Source organism: Nitrospinota bacterium (assembly GCA_016217735.1).
Lineage (GTDB): Bacteria > Nitrospinota_A > UBA7883 > JACRGQ01 > JACRGQ01 > JACRGQ01.
In genome coordinates this window covers 41,090-62,702 of sequence record JACRGQ010000013.1, presented here as the reverse complement: position 1 = coordinate 62,702, position 21,613 = coordinate 41,090, and the positions used below count along the sequence as shown (strand labels likewise).

At 59.7% G+C, this 21,613-nt stretch carries 24 protein-coding genes; 17 read left to right on the top strand and 7 right to left on the bottom strand.

The features are described 5' to 3' along the window. Window positions 1-146 precede the first annotated feature (146 nt). From HZA03_02125 to thiC, 4 genes are all read right to left on the bottom strand, one after another. On the bottom strand, window positions 147-1,865 hold the full coding sequence (locus tag HZA03_02125) for a M3 family oligoendopeptidase (protein MBI5636748.1): 1,719 nt from the start codon (window positions 1,863-1,865) through the stop codon (window positions 147-149). Between the two features lie 10 nt (window positions 1,866-1,875). Beyond that, window positions 1,876-3,078, bottom strand: a complete 1,203-nt coding sequence (locus tag HZA03_02120; protein ID MBI5636747.1) for a pyridoxal phosphate-dependent aminotransferase — start codon at window positions 3,076-3,078, stop codon at window positions 1,876-1,878. 6 nt (window positions 3,079-3,084) lie between these two features. Beyond that, window positions 3,085-3,804, bottom strand: a complete 720-nt coding sequence (locus HZA03_02115; GenBank protein MBI5636746.1) for a 16S rRNA (uracil(1498)-N(3))-methyltransferase — start codon at window positions 3,802-3,804, stop codon at window positions 3,085-3,087. A 188-nt stretch (window positions 3,805-3,992) separates the two neighbouring features. Further along, window positions 3,993-5,300, bottom strand: coding sequence for a phosphomethylpyrimidine synthase ThiC (gene thiC, locus HZA03_02110; GenBank protein ID MBI5636745.1), 1,308 nt, complete (start codon window positions 5,298-5,300; stop codon window positions 3,993-3,995). 202 nt (window positions 5,301-5,502) lie between these two features. On the opposite strand from thiC, the gene HZA03_02105 reads away from it, so the two are divergent. From HZA03_02105 to HZA03_02075, 7 genes are all read left to right on the top strand, one after another. Next, entirely contained in the window at window positions 5,503-6,339 is an 837-nt protein-coding gene (locus tag HZA03_02105; GenBank protein MBI5636744.1) for a pirin family protein, read from the top strand. Window positions 6,340-6,379: 40 nt separating this feature from the next. After that, window positions 6,380-7,660 (top strand): class I SAM-dependent RNA methyltransferase, encoded by a 1,281-nt coding sequence (locus tag HZA03_02100; GenBank protein ID MBI5636743.1) that lies wholly within the window; start codon window positions 6,380-6,382, stop codon window positions 7,658-7,660. A 214-nt stretch (window positions 7,661-7,874) separates the two neighbouring features. After that, window positions 7,875-8,102: a NifU family protein gene (locus HZA03_02095; protein MBI5636742.1), complete on the top strand. Its 228-nt coding sequence runs from the start codon at window positions 7,875-7,877 to the stop codon at window positions 8,100-8,102. Continuing rightward, window positions 8,099-8,662: a TlpA family protein disulfide reductase gene (locus tag HZA03_02090; GenBank protein ID MBI5636741.1), complete on the top strand. Its 564-nt coding sequence runs from the start codon at window positions 8,099-8,101 to the stop codon at window positions 8,660-8,662. The genes HZA03_02095 and HZA03_02090 overlap by 4 nt, the downstream gene beginning before the upstream one ends. A 14-nt stretch (window positions 8,663-8,676) precedes the next feature. Then, on the top strand, window positions 8,677-9,756 hold the full coding sequence (locus HZA03_02085) for a glycosyltransferase family 4 protein (protein MBI5636740.1): 1,080 nt from the start codon (window positions 8,677-8,679) through the stop codon (window positions 9,754-9,756). A gap of 106 nt (window positions 9,757-9,862) precedes the next feature. Further along, window positions 9,863-10,588 carry an SDR family oxidoreductase gene (locus tag HZA03_02080; GenBank protein ID MBI5636739.1) on the top strand — a complete coding sequence of 242 codons (726 nt, stop codon included), beginning with the start codon at window positions 9,863-9,865 and terminating at the stop codon, window positions 10,586-10,588. Window positions 10,589-10,683: 95 nt separating this feature from the next. After that, complete coding sequence (locus HZA03_02075) at window positions 10,684-11,268, top strand: hypothetical protein (protein MBI5636738.1); 585 nt, start codon at window positions 10,684-10,686, stop codon at window positions 11,266-11,268. Here the strand turns inward: HZA03_02075 and HZA03_02070 are convergent. After that, on the bottom strand, window positions 11,263-11,595 hold the full coding sequence (locus HZA03_02070; GenBank protein MBI5636737.1) for a DUF86 domain-containing protein: 333 nt from the start codon (window positions 11,593-11,595) through the stop codon (window positions 11,263-11,265). The genes HZA03_02075 and HZA03_02070 overlap by 6 nt on opposite strands. Then, window positions 11,592-11,882, bottom strand: coding sequence for a nucleotidyltransferase family protein (locus HZA03_02065; GenBank protein ID MBI5636736.1), 291 nt, complete (start codon window positions 11,880-11,882; stop codon window positions 11,592-11,594). Before HZA03_02065 ends, HZA03_02070 begins: the two co-directional genes overlap by 4 nt. Before the next feature lie 153 nt (window positions 11,883-12,035). On the opposite strand from HZA03_02065, the gene HZA03_02060 reads away from it, so the two are divergent. The 6 genes from HZA03_02060 (at window position 12,036) to htpX (ending at window position 16,856) form a co-directional block, all read left to right on the top strand. Continuing rightward, window positions 12,036-12,809, top strand: coding sequence for a polyprenol monophosphomannose synthase (locus HZA03_02060; protein ID MBI5636735.1), 774 nt, complete (start codon window positions 12,036-12,038; stop codon window positions 12,807-12,809). A 129-nt stretch (window positions 12,810-12,938) separates the two neighbouring features. Next, complete coding sequence (locus tag HZA03_02055) at window positions 12,939-13,532, top strand: PilZ domain-containing protein (protein ID MBI5636734.1); 594 nt, start codon at window positions 12,939-12,941, stop codon at window positions 13,530-13,532. Next, complete coding sequence (motA, locus tag HZA03_02050; GenBank protein ID MBI5636733.1) at window positions 13,533-14,390, top strand: flagellar motor stator protein MotA; 858 nt, start codon at window positions 13,533-13,535, stop codon at window positions 14,388-14,390. Window positions 14,391-14,393: 3 nt separating this feature from the next. Then, window positions 14,394-15,275 carry an OmpA family protein gene (locus HZA03_02045; GenBank protein MBI5636732.1) on the top strand — a complete coding sequence of 294 codons (882 nt, stop codon included), beginning with the start codon at window positions 14,394-14,396 and terminating at the stop codon, window positions 15,273-15,275. A gap of 109 nt (window positions 15,276-15,384) precedes the next feature. After that, window positions 15,385-15,732: a cupin domain-containing protein gene (locus tag HZA03_02040; protein ID MBI5636731.1), complete on the top strand. Its 348-nt coding sequence runs from the start codon at window positions 15,385-15,387 to the stop codon at window positions 15,730-15,732. Between the two features lie 266 nt (window positions 15,733-15,998). Beyond that, a complete protein-coding gene (gene htpX, locus HZA03_02035; protein ID MBI5636730.1) occupies window positions 15,999-16,856 on the top strand; it encodes a zinc metalloprotease HtpX in 858 nt (285 codons plus the stop codon). Window positions 16,857-16,986: 130 nt separating this feature from the next. Here htpX and HZA03_02030 read toward each other — a convergent pair whose 3' ends face one another. Continuing rightward, window positions 16,987-17,520, bottom strand: a complete 534-nt coding sequence (locus tag HZA03_02030; GenBank protein MBI5636729.1) for a hypothetical protein — start codon at window positions 17,518-17,520, stop codon at window positions 16,987-16,989. A 370-nt stretch (window positions 17,521-17,890) separates the two neighbouring features. Between HZA03_02030 and HZA03_02025 the strand changes: the two genes are divergently transcribed. The 4 genes from HZA03_02025 to HZA03_02010 all read left to right on the top strand — a co-directional run bounded on the left by HZA03_02025 (window position 17,891) and on the right by HZA03_02010 (window position 21,613). Next, window positions 17,891-18,493 (top strand): superoxide dismutase, encoded by a 603-nt coding sequence (locus HZA03_02025; GenBank protein MBI5636728.1) that lies wholly within the window; start codon window positions 17,891-17,893, stop codon window positions 18,491-18,493. An 88-nt stretch (window positions 18,494-18,581) separates the two neighbouring features. Then, window positions 18,582-20,315 carry a 2-oxoacid:acceptor oxidoreductase subunit alpha gene (locus HZA03_02020; protein MBI5636727.1) on the top strand — a complete coding sequence of 578 codons (1,734 nt, stop codon included), beginning with the start codon at window positions 18,582-18,584 and terminating at the stop codon, window positions 20,313-20,315. Beyond that, window positions 20,287-21,138, top strand: coding sequence for a 2-oxoacid ferredoxin oxidoreductase (locus HZA03_02015; protein MBI5636726.1), 852 nt, complete (start codon window positions 20,287-20,289; stop codon window positions 21,136-21,138). Before HZA03_02020 ends, HZA03_02015 begins: the two co-directional genes overlap by 29 nt. A 70-nt stretch (window positions 21,139-21,208) precedes the next feature. Further along, complete coding sequence (locus HZA03_02010; GenBank protein ID MBI5636725.1) at window positions 21,209-21,613, top strand: acyl-CoA thioesterase; 405 nt, start codon at window positions 21,209-21,211, stop codon at window positions 21,611-21,613.

Sequence of the window (21,613 nt, the reverse complement as noted above, 5' to 3'; positions counted from 1 at the left end):
CGGTAGGACACGCGTTCCTGCGTGTCATCGGCCCGTTAAGGCCGACTTTTTAAAAATGCTTGCCCCCTCCGGGGGCAATGGCCGACAAGAATGTCGACCCTACCGAGAGCAAGCAACCACAGAGGGCCGAGTTCACCTCAAAAAAACTATTTGAGGGCGGCCATTTCCTCTTCCACCATCGCCATGAGCCGCCCCAGCATGTCGAGCGAGAAATCGAACTTCACCCCCGCCGCCGCGAACAGTTCCTTCGGCCCCTTGCCGCCGCCGAGCGCCAGCGCCTTCAGGTAGGCGTCCACCGCTTTTCGCGGGTCCTTTTTGTACTCGCGGTAAATCTGCAACGCGCCAAGCTGCGCGATGGCATATTCAATGTAGTAGAACGGCACCTCAAAGATGTGAAGCTGCCGGTGCCACGCGAACTTGCGGATGTTGGGATCAAGGCCGCTCCAGTCCACCCCCGTCTCGAACCGTTTGGAAATCTCCAGCCATTTCGCGGCGCGTTCCTCGCGGGTGTGCGCGGGGTTCGTATAAATCCAGTGCTGGAAGGCGTCCACCGTGGCGACCCACGGAAAAATATCCGCCGTCCGCTCAAGCTGCTCGTACATGGCGCGTTTGGCGGCGGCGGGATCATCGTAGAACACCGTCACATGGCCGTTGCCCAAAAGCTCCTGCGTCATGCTGGCGACTTCGGAAAACTCCATCGCGGCATGGCGGTACCAGATCAGCGGATCGCGGCGGCTTTGCAACGTGTGGAAGGCGTGCCCCCCCTCGTGCAGCAGGGTGGTCACATCACCGTGAACGCCCGCCGCGTTGGTGAAGATGAACGGTATGCGCCGCTCCTCGAACGTCGTCTGGTAGCCACCGGGAGCCTTCCCGTCGCGGCTGTCGAGGTCCATCGTCTCGCCGATGGCGTTGAACATCGCCCCCAGGCGTCCGTCGATTTTGTCGAACATTTGGCCGACGCCCCGTTGCAGGTGCGACACCTCCTTGAACGGCTCCAGCGGCGGCCTTCCCAGCGGATCGACGGCGGTATCCCAGGGCCGCGGCGAATCGAGCTTCATCTCGGCCTTGCGTTTTTCCATGATGCGGCGCGCCACCGGCACGGCCGATTTTTCTATTGCGTCGTGGAAGCGGAGGCAATCGTCCGGGGTGTAATCGCGCAGCTTCGCCTTGAATGAGTAGGCGCGGTAATCGGCCAGGCCCAGATTCAGGGCGTATTCGTGGCGCGTTTTCACCATCTCGTCGAAAAGGACGTCCAGTTTTTCGGCGTCCTCCAGCCGCCGGGCGGCGGTGGCACGCCAGGCGCTTTCACGCACCGCGCGGTCGGTTTTGAGCTGGTAGCGGCTCATCTGCGGCATCGTCCGCTTTTCGCCGTCGAACTCCACGCTCCACGAGCCGGTGATGGACTGGTACTGCTGCGACATCTCCGCAAGCTTCACGTCGAGCGGAATGTTCTTTTCGATGAACAGCTCGATGCTGACGCCGATCATGAGCGTCAGCCGTCCGTAGCGGGAAGTATCAAGTTTTACGCGGTGCGGCGAACCGTAGAACTTTTTATTGAGCGCGTCGCTCCATTCGGTCAGCTTCGGCTGTATCTCGCGCACGAACTGGAGATACGCGTCCGTCTTGGCCTTGTCCTTCGTGTCGCAGGTCATGGCGACGTAGCGGAGATTGGAGTCCTCCCCCAGCGCCGCCTCCAGTTCGGAGTAATCCTCCAGCCAATCCTGCAGTTCGCCGGCGGAATGCAGCGGGCGCTCCAGCAGGTGATCCACCCACGGCTTGATGGCGTCCGTGCCGGTGACGGCGAATTCGGGCGGGAGGAATTTTCGTGTAAACGGTTTTAACAGTTCTTCTCTTGTGTAATTCATGGGATTGTATTTACCCTTTCCCGCGCGATAAGGCAAGGCCGCTTTTGCCGGATGCCCGCTCTTTTTTGATGAACGCGCCCAGCCGCCGCAGCCCCTCGCGGATGTCTTTCACGCCGGTGGCGTAGCTGAAGCGCAGGTGCCCCTCCCCCAGGCGGCCGAAATCGGCGCCGGGAGTGACCGCCACCCCCGCCTCGTCCAAAATCCTGAACGCCAGCCGCTTTGAATCGCCATCCAAAAACGCGCAGGAGGTAAGCACATAAAACGCCCCCTGCGGCTCGGCCTTCACCGGAAAGCCGATGCCGCGCAGCCCCTCCACCATCACCGTGCGGCGTTTGGCGTACTCCTTCCGCATCCTCTCGGCATCCTTCAAGCCGTAACGCAACGCCGCCAGCGCCGCCTCCTGCGATATCGCGCCGGGCGAAATCTGAAAATTCTGCTGCACCTTCTGGATCGCGCGGATGTATTCCGGCGGGGCGATGACGTAACCGATGCGCCAGCCGGTCATGGCCCACCGTTTGGAAAAACCGCCGATGACGAACGCGTTATCGGTAAATTCCAGTATCGAGCGGTCGCGCCCCACATACGACAGGCCGTGATACACCTCGTCCGACACAATGGTGACGCCGAGCTGGGCTATCCGCCGCAGTTCCACCGGCGGCAGCACCACGCCGGTCGGGTTGCCCGGCGAATTGATGAGCGCCGCCTTTGTTTTTTTCGTCAGCGCCTTTTTTATTTTCGCGGCGGTCAGCTTGAATCCTTCCTTCTCGAACAGCGGGACAAAGACCGGCCTGCCGTCGAGGAACGATACATAGTTTGGGTAGCAGGCGTAATGCGGGTCGCCCATTATCACCTCGTCCCCTTTGTTGAGCAGCGCGGCGAAGGTGAGAAAGAGCGCGGCGGACGAACCGTTCGCCACCACCACCCGCTCCGTTTCCACCGACACGCCATACTGTTCTTTGTGGAAGCGGCAAATCTCCCCGCGCAATTCCATCGTGCCGAGCGACGGGGTGTACTTGGTCTTCCCCTCCTGTATGGCGCGAATGCCCGCGTCCGCCGCCACTTTGGGAGTCTCGAAGTCCGGCTCGCCCAGCTCGAAGCGGATAATGCTCCGCCCGGAGCGTTGGAGTTCTTTCGCGTGCTCCGCCACGTCCATCGCCATGAACGACGTGATGCCGCGCGATTTTCTGGAGGCTTCGGAATGGGGAATTTTCATCTGAGGTTAATCAAGTTTGCCGAAGTGGTAGGCCACAACGGCGGCGGCGGCGATGGCGGCCGTCTCGGCGCGCAGTATCAGCGGTCCCAGTCCCGCCGAAATAAAGCCGAGTTCCTTGAGGAACGCCACCTCGTCTTCGGCGAAGCCCGACTGGGGGCCGATAAGCACCAGCACGCTTTTTGGATTTTTCGCGGCGGCCAACGCCTCTTTCAGCGGGCGGCTTTTTTCCTCTTCCCACAGGACGATGCGGAGATCGGCCTCCGGCATCTCGTCCAGTTGCACCGGCTCCGCCACCGGCATCAATGAGCTCCGCCCGCACTGTTTGCCCGCCTCGTGCGCTATTTTGCGGAGCCGTTCCAGCTTGGCGGGAGAAATATCCACCCCCATCGAATAGCGGGTGACCACCGGCAGAAACCAGGTACAGCCTAGCTCCACCGCTTTTTGCACCGCTATCTCCAACACGGCCGCCTTGTTCAGCGACATTGCCAGAACCACTTCGGGAAGCCGTTTTTTTTCCTCTGGCAGTTCCTCGCGGGCGATGAGCGATACTTCGCCGCGCGTTATCGCCGTGATCTCGGCCCAAAAACTTTTGCAATCGTCATCGCAAACCTTCAGCCGGTCGCCGGGACGGTAACGCAAAACGTCGTGAATATGCTTTGCATCCGCGCCGGTGATGGCGAATTGCGCGCCAACGCCGAGGGTTCCCGCGACGGGCCAGATTCTCATCGCGGACGGACGTTAAACATGGAGTTCGGGAAAAAATAATTCCTCCCCTTTCCAAGGGGAGGTGCAGGAGGGGTTGCAGAACCTCCCCTGTATCCCCTCCTTGCGAAGGAGGGGAAGGAAATGAAAACCGGAAACATTGTCATTTCCATTCCATGACATCCAACCGGCACCGTCGATCCATCCCGCGGTTAGTGCGGGCCGTTGCCATTGCCGTTGCCGGCGCCGCCCATGTCGCCATGCTTGTACGCGCAGAGGGCGCTGCACATGGTGCAGACGGAATCGTCTTCCGGCTTGCTGCTGGCGCGGTAGGCCGCCGCCTTCGGCGGATAGATGGAGCCTTTTACCTGGTAATCCCAATCGAACGTCTTGCGGGCGCGGGCCATCTTGTTATCCCAATCCATCGCCCCCTTGATCCCCTTGCAGATGTCGGCGGCGTGCCCGGCGATGCGGGCGGCGATCACCCCTTCCCGGATGTCGTCGACGGACGGCAGGCGGAGGTGCTCGGCGGGGGTCACCACGCAGAGGAAATCGGCCCCCGCGCGGGCGGCAATCGCCCCGCCGATGGCGGCGGTGATGTGATCGTAGCCGGGGGCCACGTCGGTGACCAGCGGCCCCAGCACATAGAACGGGGTATTGTGCGTAAGCCGCTTCATCAGGATGATGTTGGCCTCTATCTGGTCCAGCGGCATATGGCCCGGCCCTTCGATCATCACCTGCACCCCGGCGCGGCGCGCCCTGTCGGCCAACTCGCCCAGGATGATGGTCTCCTGCACCTGCGCGCGGTCGGTGGCGTCGGCCAGGCAGCCGGGACGCAGCCCGTCGCCCAGCGACAGCGTCATGTCGTGCGCGCGGGCGATCTCCAGCAGGCGGTCATACTGCTCGTAAAGCGGATTTTCCTGTTTGGTGTAGCGTATCCATTTGGCGTGCAACGCGCCGCCGCGGCTGACGATATCGAGCAGCCGCCCTTCGTTCTCGATCCGCTTCACCACCTCTTTGGTCACGCCGCAGTGGACGGTGATGAAATCCACCCCGTCCTTCGCGTGCTGCTCGACGGTTTTGAAAATGTCCTCCGCGTTTATTTCGGCCAGCGTTTTTTCGCCGGCGATGTTTTCACAGGCTGCCTGGTAGATCGGCACGGTGCCGACCATCACGGAGGAATTTTTGATGATCTCGCGGCGGATGGCGTGGATGTCGCCGCCGGTGGAGAGATCCATCACCGCGTCGGCCCCCGCCTCGATGGCGGCGCGGAGCTTTTCCAGTTCCTCCGCCACATGCATCTCGTCGGCGCTGGTACCGAGGTTGGCGTTGGTCTTGACGCGCATTTTTTGACCGATGCCCTTGGCGTGGAAGGCGCGGGCGTTGTTTTGGGGGATAACCGCCACGCCGTCTTTCACAAGCTGGCGCACCTCTTCCGGATGCAGCCCCTCGTCGGCGGCCACCTGCTCCATCTGCGGGGTGATCTGTCCGTTATTTGCATATATCAATTGGGTGGACATCTGATTTCCTTTCCGTAGTGCTCTCTCATCCAAAGCGTCGGCGCAAAAAACGCGGAACCCGTTTTATCGTGATAAAGCGGGTGCAAACGCCCCGCGCCATTTTTTTATGATACACCACCTTGCGGCGGCGCGCCACGCACCGGGGTACATTGCCAAAATCGGCGAAAAGGCGCATCGTGAAGATATATCAAAGGAGCATGCCATGAAAACACGAACCGTGGATAAAGTGATACGGGGAAAGCGGGTGACCGACGGGGCGGGAGTGCAACTGGTGCGCAGCCTCGGCACGGAGGGACTGGAGCAGCTCGACCCGTTCCTCATGCTGGACGAATTCCGCAGCGACACTCCCGGCGACTACATCGCCGGTTTTCCCGATCACCCGCACCGGGGATTCGAAACCGTTACCTATATGCTGGCGGGGCTGATGGAGCACGCCGACAACCACGGCAACCGGGGCGTTCTGCGCGGGGGCGGCGGCGTGCAGTGGATGACCGCCGGGCGCGGCATCATCCATTCCGAAATGCCCAAACAGAAAGACGGCCTCATCTGGGGATTCCAACTCTGGGTAAACCTCCCCGCCGCGGATAAAATGATGCCGCCGCGTTACCAGAACATCGAGCCGGAGGATGTGCCGCTGGTGAAACGCGCCGACGGCGCGTTGGTGCGCGTGATCGCCGGCGAAGCGGACGGCGCAACGGGGCCGGTGCGGGGGGTGGTCACCGCGCCGCTCTATCTGGATGTAACGCTGCCGCCGGGCGGCGTTTACGAGCACGGGTTGCCGGACACTCACTCCGCGTTTGCCTATCTTTTTCAAGGAAGCGCGAAGATGGGCGGCACGGCCGTGCAACAGACGGCGCTGGCGGCGCTCGGCGACGACGGCGATGGGGTACGCATCACGGCGGGGCCGGAGGGTGCGCGTTTCCTGCTGCTGGCGGCGAAAAAGCTGAACGAGCCGGTGGCGCGGTACGGCCCCTTCGTGATGAACACACAGAAGGAATTGAAACAAGCGTTCGAGGACTACCGCTCCGGCAATTTTTAAAAACGCCGAAAACGGGGCCGCGCGGGGTATAGTGCCGCGGATGAACAGCGTGTTTTCCATTGAAATAGAGAAGCTTGCCTTCGGCGGCGCCGGCGTGGGCCGCCACGAGGGGAAGATTGTTTTTGTGACGGGCGCCTTTCCCGGCGATCGTGTGCTGGCCCGCGTGACGAAAGAACAGCCCCGCTTCATCGAAGCGTCGGTGGCAAAGGTGGAAAGCCCCTCGCCGCTGCGGCGCGCGCCCGTCTGCCCCTATGTGGACGATTGCGGCGGCTGCCCCTGGATGGCGCTCGGCTATGAAGCGCAGCTTGCCGCCAAGCAGTCCATCGTGGGGGAACAGTTCATGCACATCGCCAAACTGAAGGCCGACGTCTCCCCCTGCGCCCCGTCGCTGGCGGAACTCGGCTACCGCAGCCGGATAAAACTCCACTGCGGCATCGGCGGCGGCAGCCTGCTGCTCGGCTATCACCGGGCGCGGACAAACGACATCGTGAACATCAGCCGCTGCGCGGTGGCGAATGACGGCATCAACAAAGTGATCGGCGAGCTGCGCGTTTTTCTGGACGCGCATCACGCGGACGTTCCCGCCATCGAAGATATCGTCATAGAGACCGGCTACCCGGCCGCTCTCGCCCGGCTGCGGCTGGCGATGCGCAAAATGCCGGAGCATGCGTTCGCCGAGGCGATGCTGGATGCGATACCCGGCGCGGCGGGACTTTCCATCGCGTCGGGACACGACTTGGCGGTCTACGGCGAAGACATTCTTTCGGTCAATATCGGCGGCGGCATCGCGCTGGAATACGGCCCCACCGTTTTTTCGCAGGTGAATCCCGGCGGCAACCGGCTGTTGGTCGAGAAGGCCAAAAAACTGGCCGCCCCGGCAAAAGGGAAAACGGCGCTCGACCTCTACTGCGGCATGGGGAACCTCGCCTTCCCGCTGGCGGCCGCGGGACTGAAAGTAACCGGCGTGGAGCACTCCCGCTTCGCCGTGGAAGACGCCGAGAGGAACGCGGCGCGCCTGAATCTTCCGGCGGAGTTTATACCGGGGGACGCCGTCCGCAACGTTCAGCGGATGACGCGGGAAAAGCGGATGTTCGACACGGTGCTGCTCGACCCGCCCCGCGCCGGCGCGAAAGGGATAGGCCGGTGGCTGAAGCTGCTGGCGAAAGAACGGGTCGTCTATGTGTCGTGCGACCCGCCGTCGCTGGCGCGCGACGCTAAAGACATCTGCGAAAACGGATTTCAGCTGATCTCGGCCCAGCCGCTCGACATGTTCCCCAACACCTTCCATGTGGAGACCCTCGCCCTCTTCGAACGCCGGTAACCGTTCCACACGATGCCAATTCTGCAAATTGCGCTTATCAGCAAGCCATTGTATTACAAAGAAATAACGCCGAAGCCTAAAATTTAGCCCTGCAAATACAATCAATTGAACATTTCCCCGATTTCCCGGCTCTACTTGAATAATCGGGATACAGTGGATAAAATGAAATGATAAGAGTAACAACAGTCCGCATTTATGCGGGAAAGGAAAAATCATGGAAGTGAAAGAGCAGGTTGAAAAAGTCTTGGAATCGATACGCCCGGCGCTGAATGCCGATGGCGGCGATGTGGAACTGGTGGATGTACAGGAAGGCGTCGTTTCCGTCCGCTTGGTCGGCGCGTGCGGCGCGTGCCCTTCTTCCACCTACACGCTGAAGCTCGGCATTGAGCGGGCGCTCGTGGAAAAGGTCGCGGGAATCACATCCGTCGAGCAGGTGTTTTGAAATCCGCCCTTTTGCTGCTGCGTAAGCCGCGCCGCCTGCTGTTGGCGGCGCTGGCGGTGGCATTGGGATACGGGGCCTCGTTCACCTTCTATCCCCATGACCACTTCGACGCGGAGGCTTCGGCCAAGGAAAGTGCTCCGGCCCCGGATCTGACGCTCAACCGTTTAGGGGGCGGCAATGCGCGATTAAGCGACTACCGGGGAAAATGGGTGCTGCTGAATTTCTGGGCCACCTGGTGCTCCCCCTGCGTGGCGGAGATGCCCTCGATGGAGGAATTCTCGAAAAAATTCAAGGCGAAGAACATGGTGGTGCTGGCGGTGTCGGTGGACCGCGGCGGCCCCGACAAGGTGAAAAGATTCGTTAAACAATACGGACTCACCTTCGAGATATTCCACGATCCCGACAGCGATGCATCCAACAGGTACGGGGTCAGTTCGTTGCCGTCCACCTTCGTCATCAATCCCAAGGGGGAGATCGTTTCACAGGCGGATGGAATGCGGGAGTGGAACGATCCCGAAATCGTCGCCTATTTCGACGACTTGATGAAGCGCAAGAAATAGCCGGCGGCGGCGCCATGAAACGCTGCCGCATCGTCACTTCATGGCCCCTCGAAGGGGGATTCGGCAGCGGCACCTCGGCGGTGGCGAACGGCGTCATCGCCGCGTTGCGGCAACGCGGCGTTGGGGTGGAAACGCTCGATTTCACCGCATCCTCCGAAAACTATCTCCTCACGACTTTTCAGCGGCTGGCGTTCGGTTATCGCATCGGGGACGGCATGGGCCGCCGTGAGCGGATGCCGAACGTGGCATTCGACCAGGACGGATTTTTCTTTCCCCACAATGTGCCGTACGCCTGCATGCTGCAGGCGCTGTACGCCGATATCATCCGCTTCGAGCGCGGCTTGATCGGCGGGGCCGTGCGGCTTCTGGCGCGGATGGAGCGGCGCACCGCGGAAAAAGCGGCGGCGGTTTTCGTGTCGAGCGAGTACACCGCCCGCAAGGCGGCGGCGCTCTATGGCCTCCCCGCCGCGAAAATACGGGTGATGAACAACGGGCTTTTTCTGGACGATTGGCGCGCGTGGCTGAGCGCCGCGCCCCCCCGGACGGACGCGCGCCCCACCCTGCTCTGCGTGGCGCGCCTTTACCGGCGCAAAAGCGTTGACCGCCTCATCGCCGACGCTTGGCCGCTGGTGTTGAAAAAAGTCCCGGAGGCGCGGCTGATGGTGGCCGGTGATGGGCTGGAGTTCGAGCGGCTGTGCATGCTGGTGCGTGAGCGCGGGCTAACGCCGTCGGTTGAAATGTTGGGGCATATCCCCCCCGGCCCCGCGCTGGCTCCGCTATACCGCGCCGCCGATGTGTTCTGCCTGCCGAGCATGCAGGAGAATTTTGGGGTGGTGCTGTTGGAGGCGATGGCCGCGGGTCTTCCCATCGCCGCCTTCCGCGCCGGGGCGGTGCCGGAGGTATCGCGCGACGGGTCGGAGGCGCTGCTGGCGGAGGAGGACGATTTTCCCGCGCTGGCCGAACGTATCGCACATCTGCTGCAAAATGCCGGCGAGAGGCGGCGGCTCGGCGCGGCGGGGGTGGAGCGGGTGGAGCGGCATTACCGCTGGGAGCGGGTAATCGCGCCGCTGACGGAATGGCTCGACCGGGCGTAATCCCGGTCATCCTGAGCCGTAGGGGAAGTATCTCTTTCTTAATCTTTTCCCGGAAAGGGATTCTTCGCAATGCTCAGAATGACAAGAAGGGGGTAAAATAAGCGGCATGGGACCGCTTGACGGAAAAACGGCGCTGGTGACCGGCGCGGGGCGCGGCATAGGCCGGGCCGTGGCGCTGTTGCTGGCCAAAGAGGGGGCGCGGGTGATCGTCTGCGCGCGCTCGGAGAACGAGTTGAACGAAACCGCGCGGCTGATTGCCGATGCCGGCGGCGAAGCCGAAACGGTTGAATGCGACATGGCGGACGAAAAAGCGGTCATCGCCCTTTTCGCGCATATCCAAACCATGTATGGAACGCTCGATATTTTGGTGAACAACGCCGGGGTTTTTTCCGGCGCGTACGTCGAGGATGTTTCGATGGCGGAGTACCACCGCGTGATGCAGGTGAACGCCGCCGCTGTCTTCCTCTGCTGCCGCGAGGCGTTTGGGCTGATGAAGGCCAAGGGAGGCAGCATCGTCAGCGTATCGTCCCTTTCGGGTGTGCAGGGGGCGAAGAAGTTTCCGGGGTTCTCGGTCTACTGCGCGTCGAAGTTTGCCGTGATCGGCATCACCGAAGCCTTGGCGGAAGAAGGAAAACAATACGGCATCCGCGTGAACGCGGTGGCCCCCGGCGCGGTGGACACCGGCATGCTGCGCGACGCCTTCCCCGGCTTCGACGGCCCGAAGCTGAAACCGGAGCAGGTGGCCGACGCGATCCTCTTCCTCGCCGGCCCGCGCTCCTCCGCCGTCAACGGCATCACCTTGCAACTCCCCAGCGACCTCCAGAAAGGCTGATAACCCAACAAGTAAAACGTTGCCCCTACCCCCAAACACCACCCTCCCGACACGACAGCAACAGCCACATAGCCTTTCATGTATAATGTTTTGCCATGAATAGCAATAAAGATGGAAACTACCTTATAGATCGCCACAAACACATCCAATTTGAAGCGTGGATGATGAACGAGACCTTGTTGCTTCTTACAGACAGTTCCTTTGGGAAAAAGAGAAGTGGAAGTGATAGGGAAAGAGTTGAGTGGCAGGCCACATTGGACAGCTACATAGCCCATTGCCGATGCTTAGTTGAATTCTTCACCATGGACAAGAGGCATTTTGAAAATGACGTTTGGTTAGGCAAGTTTGATTTAAACTGGAAAATAGAAACACGATTTGGTGATTTTTACACAAATTCTAGTCAAAGGCTTGTCCACCTCACGGAATCGCGCTTTGAGGGAAATATTGACTGGCTCAAGAAATATTCTAAAATAACCCCAGTACTTAATAAACACCTTATTGAATTCTGTGACAAGGTGTGTGCAACGTATAACAATGAGGAAGCAAAACGGCTTTATGAAGATCTCAAAAAAGAGTTAACCACCTATTCAGAAAAAGCAAATTCACAACTTCACAACTTTAATGGTGTGGTTACAAGCACGGGCAAGGCCGATACTTCTTCATATATCAGGAAACTATAGCGGTAATGGGGGATTCCCAAGCGATTCCTTGAGGGCTGGCAAGTCATTCTTCACAGCCGCCCACACGACATCGGCATCCACCCCAAAATATCCGTGAACAAGGGTATTCCTCATGCCGATTATTTTGCGCCAGGGAACCGCGGAATATTTTTCTTTGCCGGCGTCGGAAATCTTGCTGGCCGCTTCGCCGATGATCTGAAGGTGGTAGACAACCCATGTTTGGATCAGTTCGTCTTCTTCAAATGCCGTTTTGCCGCCACAGGTATGCTTTTCGATCTTCTCTATCGCTTCCAGAATATCCAGAATGCGCTGGCGGTCATCCCTCATAGGGAAACGGCTTCTTTTGATACCCTGTCTTTTATCCGAGGGCGCATCCCTTTTTCGGTAACAACATCCACCTTCCTTCCCAACAGGTCTTGAAGGTCCATTTGCATGCCGCCGATGTCGAGAAGGCTGCGCCCATCTTCCATTTCGACAAGAAAATCGACATCGCTATCGGGCCGGTCTTCACCCCGCGCGACGGAACCAAATATACGGATTCTGCTCGCACCATACTCACGGGCAATGCGCAGGATTTCCCGCCGCTTCTCTTTGAGCAATGTTTCCATGGTCATTTTCTATATCCTCGCCTGAATTATTCTACCGCATACCGCTATATTGCCCAAATATCCGGCGAAATTCTTCCCTCTTCGTGCTATTCGTGTTATTCGTGGTTAAAAACGGAATGGCGTTTCGCGCGGCGCGCGGTTTCTGGTAGACTTCCCCGCATGACGGCCCCCGCAATTTCACTGGTAATGCCCACCTACAACGAGGCGAAGAACATCGCCGAACTGCTCCGCCGCGTGCACGGCAGCTTTGCCGGGAGCGGCGTGACCGTGGAGATGATCGTGGTGGACGACAACTCGCCGGACGGCACCGCCAAGACCGCCGAAGCTCTCAAAGAACGCTATCCCGGCCTCAAGGTGATATGCCGCACCACCGAGCGGGGGCTTGCCACCGCCGTGGTGCGCGGCTGGGAAGCGGCGGGCGGCGCGCATTTCGCCGTCATCGATTCCGACCTGCAGCATCCGCCCGACATCATCCGCCGCCTGTACGAAGCGGCGGTGCGGGAAAACGCCGACATGGCCATCGCCAGCCGCAAGGTGGAGGGGGGCGGCACCCAGGACTGGGCGTGGTACCGCGTGGTCATATCGAACGTGGCGAACATCATAGCCAAAATACTGCTCCCCAAAACGCTCTGGGGGATTCACGACACCACCACTGGCTGTTTCCTCTTCAAGGCGGACCGGGTAAACCTGAAAAAACTCTCGCCGACCGGCTTCAAGATTTTCCTCGAAGTGCTGGTGCGGGGGAAATTTACAAAAAGCATCGAGGTACCCTACGTCTTCAACCAGCGGACGGAGGGAAGCAGCAAAATGTCGCTGAAGCAGGATTTTCTCTTCATCTACCACCTGCTGCTGCTCGGAAGCGCCACGGGCGAGGTGATCGTTCCCGCCGGGCTGGCGGCTCTTTTAGGGTTGCTACTCCTCCGTCTGGTTTGATATTCTCTTATAGGGGCCGCAAGGCCCAATAATTGACTGTTTACAAATGCGTTTGCGCCGCCGGGGTATTTGCGGCGCAAACGGATAAAGTGAAACGTTTCATTAGAGTGCATCGGGGTAAAACGATTGGTGGCAGCCGTTCAGCCGTATGGTAAAGTAATCAACATCGGCGATATGGAAGAACAAAAAAAAGAGCAATGGGAAAGTTCCGTCCACGGGGATTACTCCAAGGTGGACGCGTTCATTCCGATTGAGGCGCGGGTGCTCCCGGCCGACGCGGAGGAACTTAAATCCCGCGTTTCCACCGACCTGCTCCAGGCGGAGTTCAAGGATTTGCCGGAACATGACGATAGATTACTTTCGGCGTGGCTGCGGATGCTCAACGCGAAACTTGACGCCATCCTCAGCCTGCTGGAAAAGGAACGGGAGGAGTTTTGCCACATGCCACACCTTTCGGTGGAATTGAGCGGCGGCGGCATCTGCCTTCCGTTTGCCGCGCCGGCCGCGCCGGGCGACAGGGTGGAGATGAAGATGATGCTCCCGGTTGCCCCGCCGGTGGCGCTCTACATTTACGGCAAGGCGGTAAAGGCGGAACAGGGGCGGCTGTGGGTGAACTTTTCCCCCATGGACGAGGAAATCCGGGATAGACTTATTCACTATGTATTTTTGCGCCAGCGTGAAATCTTCCGGGAACTCCGGGAAAACCGAAGGAGTGTCGAATAGATGTTTGCGGTAATCGGCGCCATCGTCGTTCTCGGATGTGTGCTGGGGGGGTATGCCCTCGAACACGGCAACTTCTCGGTTCTTTTGCAGCCGGCGGAACTGCTCATCATCGGCGGCGCGGCCCTCGGCGGCTTCATCATCCAGGCTCCGCCCAAGATCATCAAGCTGGTGTTCGCCGACATAAAGCGGATACTCAGCGGCAAAACCTACGGAAAGGCCGATTACCTGGAAGCGCTGAGCCTGATGAGCGAGATATTTTTCAAGATACGCCGCGAAGGGCTGATCTCCATCGAAGAAGACGTGGAAAAACCGAAAAACAGCCCCATCTTTAAAAAGTACAAGAAGTTCAGCGCCAATCACGGCTTTCTCGATTTCGTCACCGATACGCTCCGCACGGTGATGAGCACCTCCATCGCGGCCCACGATCTGGACGCGCTGCTGGACGCCGAACTGGAAGCCCACCACGAAGAGGCGCTCACCCCGTCGAAGGTTATCGGCAACGTGGCGGACGCGCTGCCCGGCCTCGGTATCGTGGCGGCGGTGCTCGGCGTCGTTATCACCATGGGCAAGATCGACGAGCCGCCCTCCGTGCTGGGACACCACGTTGGCGCGGCCCTGGTCGGCACCTTCCTCGGCGTGCTGCTCTGCTACGGCTACGTCGGGCCGATGTCCAAAAACCTCGAGGCGCTCGCCACCGAAGACCACCAATACCTGATGATGCTCAAAGTGATCCTCGTGGCGTTCGTCCGGGGCGAGGCGCCGCAGGTGGCCGTGGAATTCGGCCGCCGTGTCATCCCGCATCAGGTGCGTCCATCCTTCGCGGAAGTGGAAACCGCCATTTCAAAGGTTAAGAAATAATTAATGGCCGATCCGAAAAAAGACGGCAAACAGCCCATCATCATCAAAAAAGTGAAGAAGGGGCACGGAGGCGCCCACGGCGGATCGTGGAAAGTGGCGTACGCCGACTTCGTGACCGCCATGATGGCCTTCTTCCTGCTGCTTTGGCTGCTTGCCATGGTCTCGCCGGAAAAACGGATCGTTATGGCGGAGTACTTCAAGCAGTTCTCCGTCTTCAAGGAATCCGGCTCATCCTTCTTCGAGGGAACCAAAGGGATCGTGGCGCAACCCGGCGGCAACCAGCAAACGCCCCAAAACATGGATCTTACCAAGGGGGCCGCATCCGAAGTGACCGCCGAGCAGATGAAAGACAAGATCACCGGCGCGGTCACCGAGAAGTTCGACGAACTCAAGGACCAGGTGATGATCGACATCTTCGAAGGGGGCGTCCGCATCCAGCTGGTGGACAAGGAGGGAAGCCGGATGTTCGAGCCGGGCAGCGTCGTCCCCACCGAAAAATGCAAAAGAGTGATGAAGATGATCTCGGACAACATCAAGGAGACCACCAACCGCGTGGCGCTGGAAGGGCACACCGACGCCACTCCGTATAACGTCAACGGCGTCACCAACTGGGAAATATCCGCCAACCGCGCCCTGTCCGCGCGCAAGCTGCTGGAGGAAAACGGCATCGACCCCTACCGCATCGCGCGGGTGGTGGGCTACGCCGACACCGAACCGCTGATTAAATACAACCCGCGCGACGAGCGGAACCGGCGCATCAGCCTCATCCTGCTCTACGAGAAAAAACATGAAAAAGCGGGCGTGATGCGGGTACCCGAACTTTCCGGCAACAGCCCGGAGGTTAACGAAACGCCCCCCGCCCAAAGTCCGGGCGGCGCCCGCTGATAAACAACAACCGGGGTCAATTGACCCTGTTACATTATCGGGATACGATATTCCCGTGGTTTAATTTGCGTATTGGGTTGTAAACAGTTTTTTCAACAGGAGATACACTATGGCCATACAACAGAACGATATCAATAAGAGCAAAGTATTTACTGACGGGACGGTGAGCAAAGTCACCTTGGTGAAGACCGATGTGCTGACCCTTGATGTGTACTACTACAAGGCCAAGCAGGGCATCGGCTATCACAAACACCCCACCGGTGACCAGATATTCACCGTGATTGCGGGCACCGGCACATTCAAGCTGGACGATGGCAAGGAAGAAGTCATCCAAGTGGGCCCCGGTTCCGTTGTGGTCGCCCCCGCCAATGTGTGGCATGACCTCATTGACAACGGCAAGGGCGACCTGATCGCCCAGCAGGTAACCAAGCAGCCGGCTGGCATGGAAAAACGCTAATCGGTTTTTCCCGCATATACGCACGGCCCGGAACAGTCCGCTGTTCCGGGTCTTTTTTTATAGCCCTCAAACTCCGAACCATATTCCCCAATGCTTCTGGCAACCCCGCCCTTAATATTCGGTTTATTTTCGTGCCGCACAGGTTAATATCTGACTAAAATGTGTTATTATTGGTTCAATCATGTGGGGTATCAGTCAGCATTGACTTCCTTTCCGGGAGGTCTTATCAATCCATAAATAACCATATTGGAGGATCCAGTACAGCGATGAACATTCTTAAGACGACCTTTCTTCTTGCGGCAATGTCCGTCATCCTTGTGGCGGCGGGAAGCGCCTTGGGAGGGCAGAGCGGCATGGTGATGGCCTTTGCCTTCGCCGTTATAATGAACTTCGTTTCATACTACTGGAGCGACAAGATCGTTCTCAGGATGTACAACGCGCGTGAGGTTTCCGAGGCCGATGCGCCGGGACTGCACACCACGGTACGGCAGATCACGCAGGCGGCCGGCATCCCGATGCCCAAGATTTATATCATTCCGTCGGAGCAGCCCAACGCCTTCGCCACCGGACGCAATCCGGAGCATGCGGCGGTGGCGGTCACCGACGGCATCATGCGGATGCTGTCGAAGGACGAGTTGGCGGGCGTGCTGGCGCACGAAATCGCGCACGTTAAAAACCGCGACATTCTCATCGGCACCATAGCGGCCACCATCGCCGGCGCCATCAGCATGCTGGCGAACATGGCGCAGTGGGCGATGATCTTCGGCGGCGGACGCGGCAATGACCGCGAAGGCGGCTCGCACCCGGCGGTGATGATACTGATGATGATCCTTGCCCCGATCGCGGCAATGCTGGTGCAGATGGCCATCAGCCGCACGCGCGAATACGGCGCGGACCGGACCGGCGCGGCGCTGGTGCGGAACCCCGAGGCGCTCGCCTCGGCGCTGGAAAAGATCAGCCGCGGCGCACAGGTCATCCCGATGGACGCGGAACCGGCGACGGCCCACATGTTCATCGTCAGCCCGCTCACGGGCGGCGGCCTGCTGAGCCTTTTCAGCACGCATCCGCCGATGGAAAAGCGGGTGGCGGCCCTGCGCGCCATGCGCCCCCCGTACGAAATCTAAGTCGCATTCCACGCACATACCCGGCGCGGCCCAAAAAGCCGCGCCGTTTTTTTTGTCATCCTGAGCGTAGCGAAGGATCTCTTTCCGGAAAGGGATTCTTCACCGTTGGCTCAGAATGACAAAACATCAATTAAAAGTACTTTTTCAAAAGCCCTTCCAGCATCTTGGCGTGGCGTGATTCGTCTTCCGCCGCTATCTTGAAAAAGCCGGCCAACTCGTCAAACCCTTCCGCCCGCGCCATCGCGGCCGCCTCGTTCTTTCCCTTGTGCGCGCCGTACTCGCCTTTGAGCATCATTTCCATATCTTTCTTCAGGTCGTCGGCAAGCTGGCTGCTGGTGTCTATCTTGCCCTTGAGACCCGCCGCCTTGTGCCCGCGCAGGATGAAGTTGCTGCCGTGATAGGCCTCTTCCCCGGCTATCCGCAAGAGCGTTTCCGCCACTTCCGGCATGCCGAGCGTCTGCGCCTTCAGCGCCATCGCCATATAGTGGGTCACTTCCCAGGTTTCCCCTTTGATGTTCGCGTCGAGGTAGCCCGCAAGATTCATCTGCTCGGCACCGGTCGCTTCCACGAACTTCGATTTGGGAGAGTAGCAAACGGGGCAGCTGTCCGGCGCTTCGTTGCCGGTGTGAATGTATCCGCAAACTTGGCATTTCCATTTTTTCATTGGATGCTCCTTTCAGGTAGATATCGTTGATGCAGTTTGGGCGCGCCTCTTCGCGCGCCTGATAATGCATTTATTATCCCATATTTCCCGTTTTATGGGGCGCCAAACGCCGGATCAAATCCCCCTGCTCCCACACCATTTCACGAAACGGGTGTAAAATGGAGGCAAGTAAAGAAGGAGAAGTATATGCTCCTGCCCAATGGCAGCGGGAGTTTCGGGCGAATCAATTTCGCAAATCGGGCAGGGGGGCATTTTTTGCGCAAATACGGCGGACGGCTCACGGCCGGCCGCTTTCCAAAACGGAACCACTCAAGAACAAAACCCCTTTTGACGGCGCGCGCATTCCGCGCGCCGCCGCTGGAGGAATTTTATGTCTCCGCTATTAGAAACACTGACCAAATATGCACCCAAAACATTTCCGGGGCTTGACAAGCTGCGCGGGATAACGCAAACCGAGATCGACGAGCACCTGAAACTCTACAACGGCTACGTGACGAACACGAACCTGCTGCGCGAAAAGATCGCCGGCATCGTGGAAAAAGGCGAGGCCGGCTCGACGGAGTTCTGCGAGCTTGTCCGCCGCCTCGGCTTCGAATACAACGGCATGAGATTGCACGAGCTGTATTTCGATAACCTCGGCGGCCGCGGCGAACCCGGCTCCGCGGTGAAGGCCGCCTTTGATGAAGCCTTCGGTTGCTGGGAAAACTGGGAAATCGAATTCCGCAAGATCGCGGCAATGCGCGGCGTCGGCTGGGCAATCCTGTACAAGGATCCCGATACCGGCTTTTTGAGCAACCACTGGATAGGCCTGCATGAAGAAGGGCATCCCGCCGGCTTCGCGCCTCTCCTCGTGATGGACGTGTGGGAACACGCGTGGACCGCCTACCTGAAACCGACCGAACGGGGGCGCTACATCGACGATTTCTTCACGAACATCAACTGGAAGACCGTGGAAAACCGCCTGTTGAAATAACAACGTTCCGGCCGGCCCCGCCACGGCGCGGGGCGGCCGCGTTGTGTTCGGCGGCATTTGTCATGGATTCCTTTATCGGGAGGCGATTATGCCACAGACAACGCTCACGCTCGGCGGCATGGCCGGACAGGGACTCGTCACCGTATCCGATCTGTTGCTGAAGCTGCTCGCCCGCGCGGGCTACCGCCTGCTGGCCACGCAGGACTACATGTCGCGCGTCCGGGGCGGCCATAACTTCATCCAGATATGCATCGACGCCGACCCGGTCTTCGCGCCCCAGCCCGCGGCGGACATCCTCGCCGCGCTTGACCGCCGGAGCATGGACGAACACCTGCGCGAGCTGACCGCCGGGGGCATCGTGCTGCATGACAGCGACCACACACCGCCCACCGTCAACGGCGTCCGGTTCGCCGGAGTGCCGATGAACCGCTTCGCCAATGAGGCGGGAAACCCGGTGTATGCCAACGCCGTGGCCTTGGGGGCCATCGCCGCCCTCCTCGAAATCGGCATGGCGGGGGTGGATGCGCTGCTGCGGGAACATTTCGGCAAAAAGGGGAACGAGGCCGTTGAAAAAAATATTGCCGCCGCGCAAGCGGGCCACCGCCATATTGCGCGGTACTATGCCGAGACCACGCGCCCGCTTCAACCGGTAAAGCAAAAAACGCGCATGCTGATAAACGGAGCCCAAGCCATCGGCCTCGGCATGATGGCCGGCGGACTCCGCTTCGTCAGCGCGTATCCGATGTCCCCCTCCACCTCCATCTTCAACTACGTTACCGCCAACGCGGCGGAGCTGGGCATTCTTTCCGAGCAGGCCGAAGACGAGATCGCCGCCGTGAACATGGCGCTGGGAGCTTCCGCCGCGGGGGTGCGTACCGCCGTTACCACATCGGGTGGCGGGCTGGATCTCATGGCGGAGGGAATCAGCCTCGCCGGAATAGCCGAAACGCCGGTGGTGATCGCCAACATCATGCGTCCCGGCCCCGCCACGGGACTGCCCACACGCACGGGGCAGGAGGATCTCGACCTTGCGCTGAACATCGGCCACGGTGAATTCCCCCGTTTCGTCTTCGCCCCCGGCACGGCGGAAGAGGCGTTTTACACCGCCATCCATGCCATGAATCTGGCGGACAAGTATCAGGTGCCGGTATTTCTGCTGGGAGATCAACAGTTGGTGGACAGCTATGTGACGCTTGACCGGTTCAATGCCGCAAGGGTGCGCTTTAAAAATTACCTGGCCGATCCCGCGAAACTTCCCGATCCCTACAAACGGTACAGCCTCACGCCCAACGGCGTTTCACCCCGTCTGCCGTATGGCACACCGGGCGCACGGGTGATGTACGACAGCCACTTGCATGAGGAGGACGGCCACATCACCGAAGACCCCGGCATCGTCCGCGCGATGGTGGAAAAGCGGTTCCGCAAGCTGAAAGGGATGGCCAAAGAGCCGGGCGCGCCGACATGGTACGGCGCCAAAAAGCCGCTTATCACGCTCGCCTGCTGGGGAACCGCCTATGGCGCGGCGCGCGAGGCGGTGGACGCGCTGAATGGGGCTGGCATTAAAGCGGGCATGGCGCACTTCAACCGGCTGGCGCCGTTCCCGTCCGGCGAAGCCCGCGCTCTGCTGGCAAAGAAGGAAACGCTTCACACGGTGGAGGGAAACTTTACCGGACAACTGGCGCGGCTGCTGGCGCGCGAAACCGGGATACGAACCGGCGTGCCAGTAACGCGGTATGACGGACGGCCCATTACCGCCCGCTTTATCATAGACAGGCTGAAAGAGGTGCATGGCAATGGAAAATTCAAACGCGTTTCGCTATGAAGGGGAAAAAGCGTGGTGCCCCGGCTGCGGCGATTTCGCCATCCTTAGCTCGGTGGAAAAGGCGCTGACGCGCGCCGGCAAAAAACCGGAAGAGGTGCTCACCGTATCCGGCATCGGGCAGGCGGCGAAGCTGCCGCACTATCTCAAGACCAACGGCTTTAACGGGCTGCACGGCAGGGCGCTTCCGCCCGCCTTCGGCGCGAAAACGGCCAACCACCGGCTGACGGTCATCGTCACCAGCGGCGACGGCGACGTGTACGGCGAAGGGGGGAACCATTTCATCCACGCCATACGCCGCAACACCGAGATGACGCTCATCGTGCATAACAATCAGGTGTACGGCCTCACCAAGGGACAGGCCTCCCCCACTTCGGACAAAGGGATGAAAACGAAGCTGCAACCGGACGGGGTGATACTTACGCCGTTCAATCCGCTGGCGGTGGCCATCGCGCTCGGCGCGCCGTTCGTGGCCCGAAGTTTTTCCAAAGAAATCGACCTCACGGCGGAACTCATCGGGCAGGCGATGGAGTGCGGCGGCTTCGCGCTGATCGACGTGTTGCAGCCCTGCGTCTCCTTTAACAAGGTGAACACCTACCAGTGGTACCAGCAACGCGCCTACCGGCTGGGACCGGAACACGATCCCGCGGACCGGATGAAGGCGCTGGCGAAAGCGTTCGAGTGGGATGAAAAAATACCGCTGGGGGTCATCTATAAAAACCCGCGGCCCGGATATGTGGCCACCGTCATCGGGGATGCAAAACCGCTGGTGGAGCGCGACGTCGACATGGAAAAGATCAAAGGACTGATGGCCCGGCTTTACTGACGGCCCCGTGGAAGGGAATGGTTGGCGCTATCGGTTTTTAGGAACGGTGATAATGATATACTTGGGAAATATGAACAACCTCAAAGAGGATTATTGCGAACTCCCGCCCGGGAAACAGCCGGCGCTGCGCGTGGCGGCCATGCCGAAGGACACCAACTTCAAGGGGGACATCTTCGGCGGCTGGATATTGGGGCAGGTCGACATCGCCGGCTCGATTGACGCGATGCGAATCGCGCAAGGCCGGGTCGCCACCGTGGCGGTGAAAGAGGTCGTCTTCAAAAAGCCGGTCTATGTGGGCGATCTCGTCAGTTGCTACGCCGACTGCATCGCCATCGGCACCACCTCCATCACGATGGATATAACCGTCTACGCCGAGCGGGTAAACAACGGCAAATGCGTGAAGGTGACGGAGGCGAAAGTGGTCTACGTCGCCGTGGACGAACACGGCACTCCCCGCCCCGTCCCGAAAGGATAG